Origin of the sequence: Pigmentiphaga sp. YJ18, from assembly GCF_038066655.1 — a bacterium.
Classification (GTDB): domain Bacteria; phylum Pseudomonadota; class Gammaproteobacteria; order Burkholderiales; family Burkholderiaceae_B; genus Pigmentiphaga.
The window spans coordinates 2,167,212-2,182,243 of the sequence record NZ_JBBUKU010000001.1 but is presented as its reverse complement, the minus strand read 5'-3'; the positions used below and the strand labels follow the sequence as shown (position 1 = coordinate 2,182,243).

General features: G+C 66.8%; 18 protein-coding genes and 1 other RNA gene. 11 read left to right on the top strand and 8 right to left on the bottom strand.

From position 1 onward, the window contains the following. Window positions 1-133: 133 nt before the first annotated feature. On the bottom strand, window positions 134-1,114 hold the full coding sequence (locus WKR98_RS10560; protein WP_124688064.1) for a Bug family tripartite tricarboxylate transporter substrate binding protein: 981 nt from the start codon (window positions 1,112-1,114) through the stop codon (window positions 134-136). Between the two features lie 92 nt (window positions 1,115-1,206). Then, window positions 1,207-2,286, bottom strand: coding sequence for a 4-oxalomesaconate tautomerase (locus WKR98_RS10555; RefSeq protein ID WP_341432895.1), 1,080 nt, complete (start codon window positions 2,284-2,286; stop codon window positions 1,207-1,209). A gap of 60 nt (window positions 2,287-2,346) precedes the next feature. Here WKR98_RS10555 and WKR98_RS10550 point away from each other — a divergent pair, with 60 nt between their 5' ends. Continuing rightward, complete coding sequence (locus tag WKR98_RS10550) at window positions 2,347-3,255, top strand: LysR family transcriptional regulator (protein ID WP_124688062.1); 909 nt, start codon at window positions 2,347-2,349, stop codon at window positions 3,253-3,255. 11 nt (window positions 3,256-3,266) lie between these two features. On the opposite strand, the gene WKR98_RS10545 is transcribed toward WKR98_RS10550, so the two are convergent. Next, complete coding sequence (locus WKR98_RS10545) at window positions 3,267-3,599, bottom strand: thioredoxin family protein (protein WP_341432893.1); 333 nt, start codon at window positions 3,597-3,599, stop codon at window positions 3,267-3,269. A 132-nt stretch (window positions 3,600-3,731) separates the two neighbouring features. Between WKR98_RS10545 and metG the strand changes: the two genes are divergently transcribed. After that, window positions 3,732-5,795 carry a methionine--tRNA ligase gene (metG, locus tag WKR98_RS10540; RefSeq protein WP_341432891.1) on the top strand — a complete coding sequence of 688 codons (2,064 nt, stop codon included), beginning with the start codon at window positions 3,732-3,734 and terminating at the stop codon, window positions 5,793-5,795. 28 nt (window positions 5,796-5,823) lie between these two features. Here metG and WKR98_RS10535 read toward each other — a convergent pair whose 3' ends face one another. Further along, window positions 5,824-6,078, bottom strand: a complete 255-nt coding sequence (locus WKR98_RS10535) for a DUF6356 family protein (RefSeq protein WP_124688059.1) — start codon at window positions 6,076-6,078, stop codon at window positions 5,824-5,826. A gap of 278 nt (window positions 6,079-6,356) precedes the next feature. Here WKR98_RS10535 and WKR98_RS10530 point away from each other — a divergent pair, with 278 nt between their 5' ends. The 8 genes from WKR98_RS10530 (at window position 6,357) to WKR98_RS10495 (ending at window position 11,184) form a co-directional block, all read left to right on the top strand. Further along, window positions 6,357-6,548 carry a DUF3460 family protein gene (locus WKR98_RS10530; protein WP_124688058.1) on the top strand — a complete coding sequence of 64 codons (192 nt, stop codon included), beginning with the start codon at window positions 6,357-6,359 and terminating at the stop codon, window positions 6,546-6,548. Window positions 6,549-6,559: 11 nt separating this feature from the next. After that, window positions 6,560-7,441: a segregation and condensation protein A gene (locus WKR98_RS10525; RefSeq protein ID WP_124688057.1), complete on the top strand. Its 882-nt coding sequence runs from the start codon at window positions 6,560-6,562 to the stop codon at window positions 7,439-7,441. Between the two features lie 67 nt (window positions 7,442-7,508). Then, window positions 7,509-8,351, top strand: coding sequence for a pantoate--beta-alanine ligase (panC, locus tag WKR98_RS10520; protein WP_341432887.1), 843 nt, complete (start codon window positions 7,509-7,511; stop codon window positions 8,349-8,351). A 125-nt stretch (window positions 8,352-8,476) separates the two neighbouring features. Continuing rightward, complete coding sequence (locus tag WKR98_RS10515; protein ID WP_124688055.1) at window positions 8,477-8,779, top strand: hypothetical protein; 303 nt, start codon at window positions 8,477-8,479, stop codon at window positions 8,777-8,779. Next, entirely contained in the window at window positions 8,766-9,068 is a 303-nt protein-coding gene (locus WKR98_RS10510) for a cell division protein ZapA (RefSeq protein ID WP_087837239.1), read from the top strand. Before WKR98_RS10515 ends, WKR98_RS10510 begins: the two co-directional genes overlap by 14 nt. A gap of 52 nt (window positions 9,069-9,120) precedes the next feature. Then, window positions 9,121-9,301, top strand: a non-coding RNA gene (gene ssrS / locus WKR98_RS10505) — 6S RNA. Between the two features lie 251 nt (window positions 9,302-9,552). Next, window positions 9,553-10,374 (top strand): sulfite exporter TauE/SafE family protein, encoded by an 822-nt coding sequence (locus WKR98_RS10500; RefSeq protein ID WP_341432885.1) that lies wholly within the window; start codon window positions 9,553-9,555, stop codon window positions 10,372-10,374. A gap of 69 nt (window positions 10,375-10,443) precedes the next feature. Beyond that, on the top strand, window positions 10,444-11,184 hold the full coding sequence (locus WKR98_RS10495; protein WP_238160294.1) for an SIMPL domain-containing protein: 741 nt from the start codon (window positions 10,444-10,446) through the stop codon (window positions 11,182-11,184). 31 nt (window positions 11,185-11,215) lie between these two features. Here the strand turns inward: WKR98_RS10495 and lgt are convergent, their stop codons facing one another. Further along, window positions 11,216-11,998 (bottom strand): prolipoprotein diacylglyceryl transferase, encoded by a 783-nt coding sequence (gene lgt, locus WKR98_RS10490; protein ID WP_124688053.1) that lies wholly within the window; start codon window positions 11,996-11,998, stop codon window positions 11,216-11,218. Between the two features lie 206 nt (window positions 11,999-12,204). On the opposite strand from lgt, the gene WKR98_RS10485 reads away from it, so the two are divergent. Continuing rightward, window positions 12,205-12,531, top strand: a complete 327-nt coding sequence (locus tag WKR98_RS10485) for a c-type cytochrome (protein ID WP_124688052.1) — start codon at window positions 12,205-12,207, stop codon at window positions 12,529-12,531. Window positions 12,532-12,552: 21 nt separating this feature from the next. Here WKR98_RS10485 and WKR98_RS10480 read toward each other — a convergent pair whose 3' ends face one another. The 3 genes from WKR98_RS10480 to WKR98_RS10470 are packed head-to-tail and all read right to left on the bottom strand — an operon-like array spanning window position 12,553 to window position 15,018. Next, on the bottom strand, window positions 12,553-13,530 hold the full coding sequence (locus WKR98_RS10480; protein WP_341432882.1) for a Bug family tripartite tricarboxylate transporter substrate binding protein: 978 nt from the start codon (window positions 13,528-13,530) through the stop codon (window positions 12,553-12,555). A 28-nt stretch (window positions 13,531-13,558) separates the two neighbouring features. Next, complete coding sequence (locus WKR98_RS10475) at window positions 13,559-14,152, bottom strand: VOC family protein (RefSeq protein WP_341432881.1); 594 nt, start codon at window positions 14,150-14,152, stop codon at window positions 13,559-13,561. Next, window positions 14,149-15,018: an alpha/beta fold hydrolase gene (locus tag WKR98_RS10470; protein ID WP_124688049.1), complete on the bottom strand. Its 870-nt coding sequence runs from the start codon at window positions 15,016-15,018 to the stop codon at window positions 14,149-14,151. Before WKR98_RS10470 ends, WKR98_RS10475 begins: the two co-directional genes overlap by 4 nt. Between the last annotated feature and the right edge of the window lie 14 nt (window positions 15,019-15,032).

The window sequence follows — 15,032 nt, the reverse complement described above, 5'->3', positions numbered from 1 at the left end:
GTCGGTCCACCCGCATCGCCCACGGGACCCGGCGCCGGGCCGCCCCAAGGCGGGTCCCGGCCCCCTTGGGGGGCTGCCGCGTAGCGGCTGGGGGCCCACCATTCTGGGCGCGCGAAGCGCGTAGGGACTACTCCTATTCAGTCGTGAGCTTCGCCGCCTCCACGACCTTCTTCCAGCGAGCCACTTCGGCCTTCACGAATGCGCCCAGTTCCTGCGGCGTGCTGCTCTTCGTCTCGGCGCCCTGCTCCTTGAACTTGGCGATCACCTCGGGGTCATGCAGCGCGGCGTTGAGTTCCTTGTTCAGGCGATCGACGATGGCGTCGTCGGTGCCGGCCGGCGCGAACAGCGCATACCACTGGGGCACGCTGACGCCCTTGACGCCCAGCTCTTCCAGCGTCGGCACGTCCTTCAGGACGTCGGACCGCTTGTCGCCGGCCAGGGCCAGAGCCTTGATCCGGCCAGAAGCCAGGTGGGGATAGGCGCTGAACAGGCTGGGGAACATGACTTGCGTCGTGCCGGCCAGCGTGTCGGTCATCGCCGGCGCCGAACCCTTGTACGGCACGTGCAGCATGTTGGCGCCCGTCACCATCTTGAACAGCTCGGCCGTGACGTGCGGCGCGGTACCGGCACCGGCCGAGGCGTAGCTCAGGCCCTTGGGATCTTTCTTGGATTTTTCGACCAGGTCCTTGACCGAGGTAATGCCGGAGGCCGAGGACACCACCAGCAGCGTGGGCGAGCTGGCCAGCAGGCCGATGGGCTTGAAGTCCTTGACCGGGTCGTAGCGCAGCTTCTGCAGCGCGGGGTTGATGCCGTGCGTGGCGATGTAGCCGAACAGGATGGTGTAGCCATCCGCCGGCGCACGAGCGACGTATTCGCTGCCGATGGCGCCCTGCGCGCCGGCCTTGTTGACGACCACGACGCTCTGCTTGAGGCTCTCGCCCATTTTCTGGGCGATGACGCGCGCGAACGCATCGTTGCCGCCACCGGGAGCGGTGGGAACGACGATGGTGATGGGGCGCTCGGGCCAGGCGGCCTGGACGCTGACGGCGCCCAGGGACAGGGTGAAGGCAGTGACAAAGGCGGCGATCGCCGGCACTCGGAACGAGGCTTGCATGAAAAGGTCTCCGTTTGGTTCTTCGGATCTACCGAAGCATAAGCGGCTTCCGCCGGGCGCGATGAAGGCGCCCGATGGCGGATGACGCGGTCCTAAAAAAAGCGGGCAGGTATGTAAAGCTGCCCTTCCATGATTTTCCGGGCTGTGCGAATCAGGCCGGCACCGCACACTTCGATCGAAGGCGCCGTGCCGCGCAATTCGACATCGACCTCGATGCGTCCCGAGGGATGCGCCACGGCGATGCGATGCATGCCGGCCGCGCGAGGCGCGCCCAGCTCGAACGCCACCGTGCCCGGAGTCACGAAGGCGGTTGCCACACCGATTGCGCCGGTGACGGCATGCGAGCGATGGCACTTGTGCGGCGTGAAATACCGCGACACCACCGTATCCGCATCCGCCGACGCGCTGACCAGCACCGGCTTGGGGATGACGCTGTCCGTGACGTCGCCCAGCCCCATGCGCCTGCCGGCCTCCAGGCGCAAGGCCTCCAGCCGCTCGAGCATGGCCTTGTTGGCATCCAGCTCGACCGCCGTTTCGTCGCCCTTCACGCCCAACTGCGACGCGCGCACGATCATCAGCGGCATGGCCGCATCGATGCACGTGACGGATACGCCGTCGATGACGTCCTGCGTGTTGCCCGTGGGAAACACCTTGCCCGTGACCGAACCCCAGGCGTCGAGGAAATTCAGCCGGATCGGCGCGCCGGTGCCCGGCACGCCGTCGATGCGGGCGTCGCCCTCGTATTCGGTCTTGCCGCCCGGCGTCTGCACCACGGCGTCGATGGTCGAATTCGTGTTGACATTGTAGATCCGCACGCGGGTCTCGCCGTCGCTGGCGGCGACCATGCCCTGGTCGATGGCGAAGGGCGCGACGCCCGACAGCATGTTGCCGCAGTTGGGGCGGGTATCCACCAGGGCGCGGTCGACCGACACCTGCGCGAACAGGTAGTCGACATCGCAGCCGGGGCGCGTCGAGGGCGACACGATGGCGACCTTGCTGGTCAGCGTGTTCGCGCCGCCCAGCCCGTCGATCTGGAGTTCGTGCGGCGAGCCCATGGCGGCCAGCAGCACCTGGTCACGCTTGGCGACGTCCTGTGGCAGCCATTCGGCGCGAAAATAGGGGCCGCGGGACGTACCGCCCCGCATCAGTACACAAGGTATGGCTTTTTGCATGACGAAATAATGCACCGAGGCTGTGCATTAGTAAATTGCATTTTTTATATAATTTGATGCATGGCACGCATTAGTTTCGACCTCCAGGAATTGCAGGCTTTCGTCGCGGTGGCAGAGCGCTCCAGCTTCCGCGCGGCCGCGGACGACCTGCACCTTTCCCAGCCCGCGCTCAGCCGGCGCATCGAGAAGCTCGAGGCCATCCTGGGCGCGCGCCTGCTCGACCGCACCACTCGGCACGTATCGCTCACCAATGTGGGGCGCGTATTCCTGGAACGGTCGCGCGCCGCGCTGGACGAGCTGGAAAGCGCCATGCTGGGCGTAAGCGACCTCGCGGCGCAGTTGAGCGGCCTCGTCACGGTGGCCTGCGTGCCGTCGGTGGCCTACTACTTCCTGCCCTCGGTGCTGCGCGACTTCACCGCCAAGCACCCTCGCATCCGGGTGCGCGTCATCGACGAAGGCGCCAACACCGTCCTGAACGCCGTCATCTCCGGCCGGGCCGACTTCGGCGTGAACTTCATCGGCACCCAGGAAGCCGAGGTCGATTTCAGGGCCATCTTCAAGGAAAACTTCGTGCTGGCCGCACGCAAGGACCATCCCCTGGCCCGTCGCAAGTCGGTCACCTGGGAAGACCTGACCCGGGAACGCGTCATGACCGTCGACAAGGGCAGCGGCAACCGCCTCCTGATCGAGGCCGCGCTGGCCAAGAGCGGCAAGCGGTCGCAGACCGCCATCGAGGTCAGCCACATCCTGACCCTGCTGGGCATGGTGGAGGCCGGCCTGGGCGTCGCCGCCGTCCCGCAGCTGGCGCTGCCGCTGACCACGCATGCGACCCTGGTCGGCATACCGCTGTCGCAACCCCGCGTCAGCCGCACCCTGGGCCTGATCTCCAAGCACGGGCGGGCGCTTTCCCCGGCCGCCAACCTGCTCTACGACATGCTTCGCAACGCCGGACGCGCAGCGCGCGCCTGACGGCGCCCGCCTCAGGCGGGCGGGTCGATCAGGGCCAGCGCCTCGCGTATCTGCCCCGCCTGGCCAGGGCGCACCAGGCGGGCCACTTCGCGTCCCCGGTCCAGGAACACGAGCGTGGGCCACAGCTTCACCCCGAACGAGCGCCCCAGCGGCCGGCCCTTGCCGTCCTCGACCTTGAGGTGCCGCACCTTCGCGTGCCCCTCGAAGGCGGCCTCGATCAGCGGCTGGGCCGCCAGGCAATGCCCGCACCAGGGCGCGCCGAATTCCAGCACCGTGGGCTCGCCCAGGGCGTCGATCTCGTCCCGGGCGGGTTCCCGGGTCGCGTAAACGGTGTTCATGGACATGGCTGCCTCCTTACGCTCAGTATGGCAAAAACGGCGGCCAGGCGGCGCGCGCAAGCGCCGTGCCCGGCATCCACCCTCCCACCGGCTAAAATCCCCCATTCGATACTTTCATCGCCCCCTCGTTTCCGCCCCATGTCGCGCACACTCTTCGTCACCACCGCCCTGCCCTACGCCAACGGATCCTTCCACATCGGCCACATCATGGAGTACATCCAGGCCGACATCTGGGTCCGCAACATGCGCATGCAAGGCCATACGGTCCACTTCGTGTGCGCCGACGACGCTCATGGCGCGCCCATCATGCTCAAGGCGGAAAGCGAAGGCATCACGCCGCGCGAACTCGTCGCCCGCATCGCCGCGGAACGCCCGAAGTACCTCCAGGGCTTTCACGTCGCGTTCGATCACTGGCACTCCACCGACACGGACGAGAACACCGAGCTGTCGCGCCAGATCTACCTGAAGCTGCGCGAGGCCGGCCTGATCGAGACCCGCACCATCGAGCAGTTCTACGACCCGGTCAAGGGCATGTTCCTGGCCGATCGCTACATCAAGGGCGAATGCCCCAAGTGCGGCGCCAAGGACCAGTACGGTGACTCCTGCGAAGTGTGCGGGGCCGTCTACGCCCCCACCGACCTGCGCAACCCCTACTCCACCCTGACCGGCGCCACGCCCGTCCTGAAAAGCTCGGAACACTTCTTCTTCAAGCTGTCCGACCCGCGCTGCTACGCCTTCCTGCAGGAATGGACCGGCAGCGTCAACGGCAACGGCACGCCGCGCCTGCAACCCGAGGTCTATGCCAAGACCCGTGAATGGCTGGGCGAGGCAGGCAAGCTGGCGGACTGGGACATCTCGCGCGACGCGCCGTACTTCGGCATCGAGATTCCCGACGCGCCGGGCAAGTATTTCTACGTCTGGCTGGACGCGCCGGTGGGCTACCTGGCCTCGCTGAAGGCCTATTGCAAGAAGACGGGCCTGGACTTCGACGCGCTGCTCGACCCGCAGTCCGACACCGAGCAGTACCACTTCATCGGCAAGGACATTGTCTATTTCCATGCCCTGTTCTGGCCGGCGATGCTGCACTTCGCCCAGCGCAAGACGCCCGACGGCCTGCACGTCCACGGCTTCATCACCGTCAGCGGCGAGAAGATGTCCAAGAGCCGCGGCACCGGCATCTCGCCGCTGCGCTACCTCGACCTCGGCATGAACCCGGAGTGGCTGCGCTACTACATCGCCGCCAAGCTCAACGCCCACGTCGAGGACATGGACTTCAACCCCGAGGACTTCATCGCGCGCGTCAACAGCGACCTGGTCGGCAAGTATGTCAACATCGCCAGCCGCGCCTCGAACTTCCTGATCAAGCATTTCGACGGACAGCTCTGCTTTGACGGCGGGACCCCCATCGAACTCGAGAACGAGCTCAACGCCTCGGCCACCCTGGTGCGCAACGCCTTCGAGGCGCGCGAGTTCGGCAAGGCCATCCGCGAGATCATGGCTACCGCCGACCGCATCAACCAGGCCTTCGACGCGGCCCAGCCCTGGGTACTGGCCAAGCAGCTGGACGACGCGGACAGGAAGCGCGAACTGCACGAGGTCTGCTCGCGCACCATGATCGGCTTCAAGGCCCTGTCGGTCATGCTGGCGCCGGTCCTGCCCGAGCTGACGCGGCGGGTGGCGCACGAACTGTTCGGCCTGGGACGCGATTTCGAATGGCGCGACGTGGTCGTGCCGCCGCAGCGCATCGCGCCCTACAAGCACCTCGCGCAGCGGGTCGATCCCAAGCTGCTCGACGCGCTGCTGGAAGCGCCGGCCGCGCCGGCGCCCGCCGCGCCCGCGCCCGGCGGCGAGGAGATCGCGCCCGTCATCACCATCGACGACTTCGCCAAGATCGACCTGCGCATCGCCCGTATCGTCAATTGCGAATACGTGGAAGGCTCGGACAAGCTGCTGCGGCTGACGCTGGATGCCGGCGAAGGCCGCACCCGCAATGTGTTCTCCGGCATCAAGTCGTCCTACAAGCCGGAAGACCTGATCGGCAAGCTGACCGTGCTGGTGGCCAACCTCGCGCCGCGCAAGATGAAGTTCGGTGTATCCGAGGGCATGGTGCTGGCCGCGAGCCACGCCGATGAAAAAGCGCAGCCCGGCATCTATGTGCTGGAGCCCGTGGCGGGCGCCCAGCCAGGCATGCGCGTACGGTAGGCAGCGCGGCGGGCAGCGCCCGCCGCCCCTAGCGTGCCCGGGCTTGCGATGCTTGCGCTGCCGGCACGTGGCCGGCCTTGACCCGGTTCACCACCATCTTGTCGTTCAGGTTCTTGATGATGGATGAACCGGTGCGCACGCACAGGAATGGAAACAGGCCGTGGACCAGGGCCGCCAGACCTCCCATCAGCATGCGGAAAGCGAACCCCCACGACGCGGCGAGATGTTCGAAGTACGTCTCACCCACGGAGGCGGGATGCGAAGTGAACGACCATTTGCTCATGGGAATGCCGGAAGGTTAGGGAAACTGGAGATACTTTATCAACAGGACCCCGCAAAATTACTGCAAATTTCCGTCCAGATCGCGCAGAAATATAAAAATTATTCCCCATTTTCTGTAGAAAAAAGAAAAATTCCCCCACCATGCCGGACAGCCCGTTCAAGGCGCCGGCCGGACGGCGCCCACCGCCCGGCGTGCAGTAAACTCCCGGGTGCACAGAAGACGTCCCGACCGACGGCCCCACGCGCCGGCGGCACGGCATGCCAGAACAAAGGTTAGTCATGGCCAAGAGTTACGAATCCGAAATCACCCAGTTCCTGCAGGACCTGAAGCAGCAGCGCCCCAATCTCGAAAGCGAGCAGAAGCAGGGCCGCGCGCGCCTGTGGGACAAGACCATCGATCCGGAACTCGTCGAAGGTTTCAAGGCCGGGACGGTGCCGCAGAAGCCCTATGTCTATCAGACTGAAGACTGATCATCTCCCGCATGGGCTCTTCCCCGCCCCCCAACGACGGGCTGGCAGCATTGGCTGAACCCCCGGTCGACAGCACGCCCGACGTCGTCGACGGCGTTGCCATCGCCCGGCTCTACGGCGAGCCGCTGTTCGCGCTGCCCCAGGACCTGTACATCCCCCCCGATGCGCTCGAGGTTTTCCTCGAGACCTTCGAGGGGCCGCTCGACCTGCTGCTCTACCTGATCCGCAAGCAGAACTTCAACGTGCTCGACATTCCGATGGCGGAAGTCACGCGCCAGTACCTGTCGTACGTCGACCAGATACGCAAGCACAACCTCGAGCTGGCCGCCGAGTACCTGCTCATGGCGGCGCTGCTGATCGAGATCAAGTCGCGCATGCTGCTGCCCGTGCGCAAGGCGGATACCGACGAGGAAGTCGAGGATCCCCGCGCCGAACTCGTCCGGCGCCTGCTCGAATACGAGCAGATGAAGCTGGCGGCGCAGAGGCTGGACCGCTTGCCGCAGTTGGGCCGCGACTTCGTGCGGGCCCAGGTGTTGCTGGAACAGACCACCGTGCGCCGGCTGCCCGACGTCAACGTCGAGGAACTGCGCGACGCGTGGGCCGACATCGTCAAGCGCGCCAAGCTCAATGCGCACCATCACATCTCGCGCGAGGAGCTGTCCGTGCGCGATCACATGAGCCAGATCCTGCGCCGGCTGCAGAACGTGCGCTACATGGAGTTCACCGAACTCTTCATGGAGCGCGTGCAGGACGGCGCCGGCGTGCCGGTGATCGTCGTGCACTTCATCGCCATGCTGGAACTGGCCCGCGAGTCGCTGCTCGAGATCACCCAGGCCGAGCCGTACGCGCCGATCTACGTGCGCCTGGCCTTCACTTCCGTCCATACCCACTGAGGTCCCGGCGCGCGGCCCGGCCGCCCGCCTCCTCGGCCTCCAAGTCCACCTTACCGAATCCAACGCCATGAAGGTCGTTCACTCCATCGAAGAATTGCGCGATCAGTTGCGCGGCCAGCTCCGGGTCTCTTTCGTCCCCACGATGGGCAACCTGCACGAAGGCCATCTTGCCTTGATGAAGACGGCGCGCCAGCATGGCGACCCGGTCGTCGCGAGCATCTTCGTCAATCGCCTGCAATTCGGGCCCAACGAGGATTTCGACCGCTACCCGCGCACGCTGCCCGCCGACATCGAGAAGCTCGAGCGCGACCGCAACGTCTACGTGCTGTTCGCGCCCGACGAGCGCGAGATGTACCCCGAGCCGCAGAATTTCCGCGTGCAGCCGCCCGACGACCTGGGCGGCATCCTGGAAGGCGAGTTCCGCCCCGGCTTCTTCGCGGGCGTCTCGACCGTCGTACTCAAGCTGCTGTCCTGTGTGCAGCCGCGCGTGGCCGTGTTCGGGAAGAAGGACTACCAGCAGTTGATGGTGGTGCGGGCCATGTGCCGGCAGTTCCAGTTGCCGATCGAAATCGTGCCGCAGGAAACGATACGCGCGGACGACGGCCTGGCCCTGTCCTCGCGCAACGGCTACCTCAGCACGGACCAGCGCGCCGAGGCGCCGCAGTTGTACGCCACGCTGCGCCGCGTGCAGGCCGACCTGCGCGGCGGCAACCACGACGTCGCCGCGCTCGAGCGCGGGGCCGTCGCCACGCTGGATGGACGCGGCTGGAAGGTGGACTACATTTCGGTGCGGCGCCAGCGCGACCTGCTGCCACCCGCGCGCGAGGAAGTCGAAGGGGGCGAGCCGCTGGTGGCGCTGGCCGCCGCCAAGCTCGGCACGACCCGGCTGATCGACAACCTGGAGCTGTAGGCGGGCCACGCCATCCGGCCTCGGTTGCGAGGCTTGCAAGCAATTGATACAGCGGCACGCGGCCGGGTTCCCGGCCGCGTGCCGTTCGCTACAATTCCCGGCACTGGATGGTTTACGATACGCCCATGATCGAAGATCTCGACCTTCTCGCCAGCCGCATACGCCAGCTCACCGAACTGACGCAAAGCCTGCGCGACGAAAACGTGGCGCTGGGCAAGAGCCTCGCGCAACGCGATTCGCACATCCGCGTGCTGCGCGATACGCTGGCCGCCGCGCAGTCGCGGGTCGAGGGCGTGCTGGCGCGCCTGCCCGGCGGCGAACAGCCTGCCGAAGAAGTCGAGGGCGACGCCGATGCGCCGGACAACGCTTCCTCCCCTGGATCAGAAGGCGCCGACCCGGGCGCTCGGAGTCTCTATGGAACGTCTTGACGTCACGATCCTCGGCAAGGATTATCCGCTGGCCTGCGAACCCTCGGAAAAGGAAGCGCTGCTGACCGCGGCCACCATGGTCGATCGGGCCATGCAGCGCATCAAGGCCGGCGGCAAGGTAGCGGGCACCGAGCGCATCGCGGTGATGGCGGCGCTGCAATTGGCCGCCGAGTTGATGAATGCGAATTCTCCCGACTCCCGACTTGCAGTCGGCGACTACAAGCGTAAAATTGAAGACATGCATCGCATGGTCGATGCAGCCCTGGGGGCCCAAGAAAAGTTGTTTTAAGTTTTGATGTTTGTGCGGTACTTTTCTGTGCGGCACAAACGCGTATGATCAGTCTTCCCTGCCGTGCTCGTGTTTGGCCTTATATTTCTTGGACCCATGCTTATGGCATGAGGTTGTGGAAATTGCCCGCGGGTGTGATCGTCTCTCCGTCAGACGAACCCGAAGCGCGGCTGACCGCGACCACCTTGAACCCCGGTTCAAGATGCCGGCCTAGCGACACAGGCGGGGATCCTATCCGACCCGGAGCATATACGTTATGCTCCGGGTTTTTTTTGCCCCCGGGGATTTTGCCCCCCCTACGCGCTTCGCGCGCCCCCCAGGGGGCGGCACTGGCGGACCGGCGGAGCCGGATCCGCTGTGCCCTGGATGGGCGGGGGAGTTGCCGAGGTAGTTTTTTTCGGTGCTAGAACTAGAACGAAGGGCGGGTCTTGGGGAGAAGAGACGCGTCCACCGATTTACCAACTATCGACAAGACTTCATCAACATGGATCCCTTATTCATCGTCGCATTGCTCGTACTTGGGGCCTGCACCGGCTTTGCCGCGGGGCTGCTCGGCATAGGCGGGGGCATGATCATGGTGCCCTTCCTGACCATGCTGTTCACCTGGCAGCGCCTGCCGCCCGAACTGGTGGTGCATGCGGCGATCGCGACGTCGATGGCGTCCATTCTGTTCACCTCGATTTCCAGCGTGCGCGCGCATCACAAGCGCGGCGCGGTGCGGTGGGAGATCGTGGCGCGCTTCGCGCCGGGGCTGGTGATCGGCGGGCTGCTGGCGGGCGGGGCCGTGTTCTCGACGCTGAAGACCGGCTGGCTGGCGCTGGTGTTCGCGGTGTTCGTGGGGTATTCGGCCGTCCAGATGCTGCTGGACAAGAAACCCAAGCCCAGCCGCCAGATGCCGGGCACGCTGGGTACCTCGGCGGCGGGAACCGGCATCGGCTTCCTGTCCGGACTGGTCGGTGCCGGCGGCGGCTTTGTTTCCGTCCCTTTCATGACCTGGTGCAACGTCCCGTTGCACAACGCCGTGGCCACCTCGGCCGCGCTGGGTTTTCCCATCGCGCTGGCCAATACCGCGGGTTACATCTGGTCAGGCATGCAGCACCCCAGCGGGCAACCTGGCATGCTCGGGTATGTCTATTGGCCGGGGCTGATCGTATTGATCGTTTCCAGCGTGCTGCTGGCGCCGGTGGGTGCCCATACCGCGCACAAGCTGCCGGTACGTTCGCTGAAACGCATCTTCGCCTACCTGTTGATGCTGCTGGCGGCCTATATGCTATACAAGGCCGTCGCCGCGCTGACGGGGGCCTGACAGGCGCCGCGGTCCGGGTCGCGGTGCAAATGGTCAGCCCTTCCATCAATCAGAACAAGGACTCACACCATGGCTTACCGCCCCACCCTCGCTCCCACGATGCGCCGCGCCCTGTGCGGCGCGGCACTGGCCGTCTCGGCCGCGATGTCGTCCATCGCCGTCGCCCAGGCCGCGCCGGACACCGCCAAGCCCGACCGGCCGACGCTGTCGCTGTCGGCCGCCGCCACCTCGGAAGTGGCGCAGGACAAGGTGACCATCACGCTCGCCAACGAGATCGAGGGCAATGACCAGGCCAAGCTGTCGCAGCAGCTCAATCAGCTGCTCGAGGCCACGCTGGCCGAGGCCAAGCGCAACACCGCGGTCACCGCGCGCAGCGGCAACTACAACGTCTGGGCCAACACCGACCGCAACGGCCGCATCACCACGTGGCGCGGACGCGCGGAACTGATCCTGGAGTCCAAGGACTTCGGCGCCGCCTCCAAGCTGGCCGGCGAACTGAGCCGCCAGATGGCGGTCTCGAACGTGTCGTTCTCGCTGTCGCGCGAGGCGCGCGAGGCCGAGGAACAGCGCCTGCTGGCCGAAGCGGCCAAGGCCTTCACCACGCGGGCGACCCAGGCCGCCAAGGCATTCGGATTCTCGGGCTATGCGGTCAAGCAGCTCGACCTGAGCGGCAGCGGCACGGTCACGCCCATGCCGCGCGCCTACGCGATGGCGGCTCCCGCCATGGAAGCCAAGGCGGCCGACCTGCCCCTGGAAGGCGGCAAGTCGTCGGTGTCGGTATCGGTGCGCGGCACAGTCTACCTGCAATAGGCCGCCAGGCCTCGCCTGCCGGCCGCGCGGCTCAGGCCGCCGGCCGGCGCGCCCAGACGAACAGGGCCAGCCCCGCCAGCACCATGGGCAGCGACAGCCACTGCCCCATGCTCAGCCCTCCCGCCAGGATGCCCAGGAAGCTGTCCGGTTCCCGGGTGTACTCCACCATGAAGCGGAAGAATCCGTAGCCCATCAGGAACACGCCGCTGACCTGCCCCACCGGCCGGGGCTTGCTGGCGAACAGCCAGACCAACGCGAACAGGGCCAGGCCCTCCAGGCCGACCTCGTACAACTGCGAAGGATGGCGCGCGACACCGTCACCCGCTTGCGGGAACACCATGCCCCAGGGCACGGTGGTCGCCCGGCCCCACAATTCGCCGTTGATGAAATTGCCCAGGCGCCCGGCCGCCAGTCCCAGCGGCACCAGCGTCGCGACGAAGTCGCCCACCTGCAGGAAACGAAAGCCACGGCGCCGCGCGAACAACGCCATGACCAGCAGCACGCCCAGCAGCCCGCCGTGGAACGACATGCCCCCATGCCAGACCGCGAGGATCTCCAGCGGATGCGCCAGGTAGTAGGCCGGCTTGTAGAACAGCACATAGCCCAGGCGCCCGCCCAGCACCACACCCAGCACGCTGTAGAACAGGAGGTCGTCCAGGTCGCGCGTCGTCAGCGCGGTCTTGCCATGGCGGATGCGCCAGCGGCCCAGGGTCCAGGCGAGGAGGAACGCGACCAGGTACATGAGGCCATACCAACGCACCGCCAGGGGTCCGATCTCGAACGCGATGGGAGAAAACTGCGGGTGAACCAACATGTTTGCGCGCGCCTTTCAAGGAAAGGCCGGGCACCTGCCCGGCCACGGTGTCTGTCGAACACTGGCGATGATAACGCCCCTTGTCCCGGGCCCCTGTGACAGATCGACGCAGGCGGTCCCGAATCCGGTGTACACCGGAATCGGTTGTATATACTCTGCCCGGTCGAAAAATACGCGCATCGCGCCGCATTCAACGGAGAAGCTTCATGTCCATTCGTTCCCTCAGCCTGAGCGCATTGGTGGCCCTGGCCGCCCTGCACACGACCGCCGGAGCGCAGACCACCGGACTCGATCTCGCCAAGGCCAAGAACTGCATGGCCTGTCACAGCGTCGACGCCAAGCTCGTCGGCCCGTCCTATCAAAGCGTGGCGCAGCGCTATGCCTCGGACTCCGAAGCGGCCGACAAGCTGGTCGCCTCCATCCGCAAGGGCAGCTTCCGCAAGTGGGGCGCCATTCCCATGCCCGCCCAGAACGCCGTCAACGACGACGAAGCGCGCAAGCTGGCGCAGTGGATCCTGACGCTGAAGAACTGACGCCCCCGGGACTGGCGCGCGTCAATCCAATTTCAGGCCCAGGGCGCGCACCAGCCCGGTGTATCGCTGCGTATCGGCGGCCATCGTCGCCACCATCGCCTCGGGCCCCTGCGCACTGGCCGCCAGGCCGATGGCGGCCAGCTTGTCCTTCACCGCGGCCGTCCGGCCCGCTGCAAGCAAGGCCGCCGACAGATCCCGCACGGCCGGGGCCGGAACGCCCTGCCTCATGCTCGCGCCTATCCAGGTTTCGCCCGCCGCCGACGGATAGCCCAGCTCCGTGAAGGTCGGCACCTCGGGCAGGAGCGCCGACCTTGCCGCACTGGTCACCGCCAGTATCCGCACCTTGCCCGCCTTGTGGGCCGGCGCCAGGTTGACGATGGGATCGAACACGGCAGGGATGTGGCCGGCCATGAGATCCTGCGCCATCGGCGCGCCGCCCTTGTAGGGCACGAAGGTCAGCGGGCACCGTTCATTCTGGCTGAAGCCGAAGGCCATCAGATGGCCTTCGCTGCCGACTGCCGCCATGCCGCACAGGGATTGCTCGGGCCGGGCGCGGGCCCAGGCGATGAACTCGGCCACCGACCGGACCGGAACATCCGGATGCACCGCCAGCACCCACGGGAACGTGGCGACCACGCCGACCGGCGCGAAATCCCTGGCCGGATCGAACGACAGGCTGCGATACAGCGCCGTCGATATGCAATACACGTTCAGCGGGGCCAGCATCACCGTCGCGGCATCCGGCCGGCTCTGGGCCAGCGCCGTCGCCGCGATGTTGCCGGCCGCGCCGGCGCGATTCTCGACGACGAAGGTCCCCACGCCGCGCATGGCCTCGGCGTAGACCCGGGCGGTCACGTCAATCGCCCCGCCCGGCGGGAACCCCACCAACAGGCGGACGACGTGCTGGGCCCGGGATGCGCGCCAGGGCATGCCCACGGCAGCCGTGGCAACCGTCGCGGCGGCCAGCAGCCGCCGCCTTGCAGGGAAACAGTGGTCCATGGTCTCCTCCTTCCTGGTCATCGGGGGCCTAGCCCTGGTGCGCGTCCGCGTGGTCGCGCAGGGGCATCTGGCCCAGCCAGAACACCACCTGCTCCGGATCCGCGAACAACGTGCTCAGCTCGGCGCGGGCTTCGTCCTCGGACTGCAGGACCGACTCCACCACACCGGCCTGTCGCGGCCCGCGGCTGGTCGCGAACTCCAGCCTGATGCCGTTGGGATCGTAGAAATAGGCCGACCAGAAACGTCCCCCCAGCGCCACCGGCCCGATGACCTCGATGCCCGCCGCCCGCACGTGGGCCAGCAGCGCGTCGAACCGCTCGGGCTCGACGTGGAAGGCGACGTGCTGCATCCCGCCGGGCAGGTCGCGGTCCTGGCGCGCCAGCCCCGCGGGATATTCGAAGAACGCCAGCAACTGGTCGTGCCCCATGTCGAAGAAATAGTGGCGCAGGTTGTCGTAGGGCGGCTGGCCCCGGTCCTGCTCGAAGGGCACGCGCCGCACGTGCACGAGGCGCATCTGCATCACGCGGGTATAGAAATCCATGGTGGAGGGCAGGTCGTCGGTGACGAATGCCAGATGGTCGATCCCGCGCATCGGCGCGGGGCTGGGGGCGGCGGGTTTCATAGGGACTCCTGGGAAAGAAAGGTCTGGATGGCCTCGAGCACCCCGTCGGGGTTCTCGCCGGCAATGTGATGGCCGCCCTCGATTTCGCGGGCACGCAGGCGGGGATTGCAGGCCCGCACGGCCGGCAGTGTCTCGGCCGCGAACAGGTCCGACCGCGTTCCGCGCAGGACCAGCGTCGGCACGGCGACCTCGCCCAGCGCGTGCCACAGGTCCACTCCGTGCCGCGGCTTCTCGCCCGTTTCCAATTGGCGGCGGAACTGGTCGCGGAAATAGGGATCGCGCTTGAGCGCATAGCCGCCCGGCACTTCGCGCAGATAGGCCTCGAACCGCGGACGCATCCGGCTGGCGGCCGGCGTGTCGGGATCGGCGCCGAAATGGCGCATGGCGGCCTCCACCGACGGGAAGCTGTCCGGCGTACCCGCCACGGTCGTCGCCACGCGCCGGCTTCCCGCGGGCGCGTTCTGGGGTGACCAGTCGACCAGGACCAGCGCCGCCACGTGCTCGGGGCGGCGCGCGGCCAGCAAGGTCGCGCTGCGCCCCCCCATCGAATGGGCGACCAGGATGGCGCGCGGCCAGGCCAGGTGGTCGAGCAGGTTCTCGATGTCCTGCGCCATCACCGGGATGGAATAGTCCTTCTGCGGGCTGAACGACGAATCGCCGAAACCGCGCATGTCCATGGCGCAGCCGGCGCGCTCCTGGCCGCACAGCCGCGCGCCGAAATCGACCCAGTCGTACGAGAAGTACGACAGGCCGTGGATGAACACCACGGGCGTGGCCTGGCCCGGCGCCGATCGGGCGCCGAAGAGACGGTATGCCAGCTCGACGTCCCCCGAAGGACAGCGGGACTGGAGGTGAGGGGCAAGCATGGGACGAGGCTCCG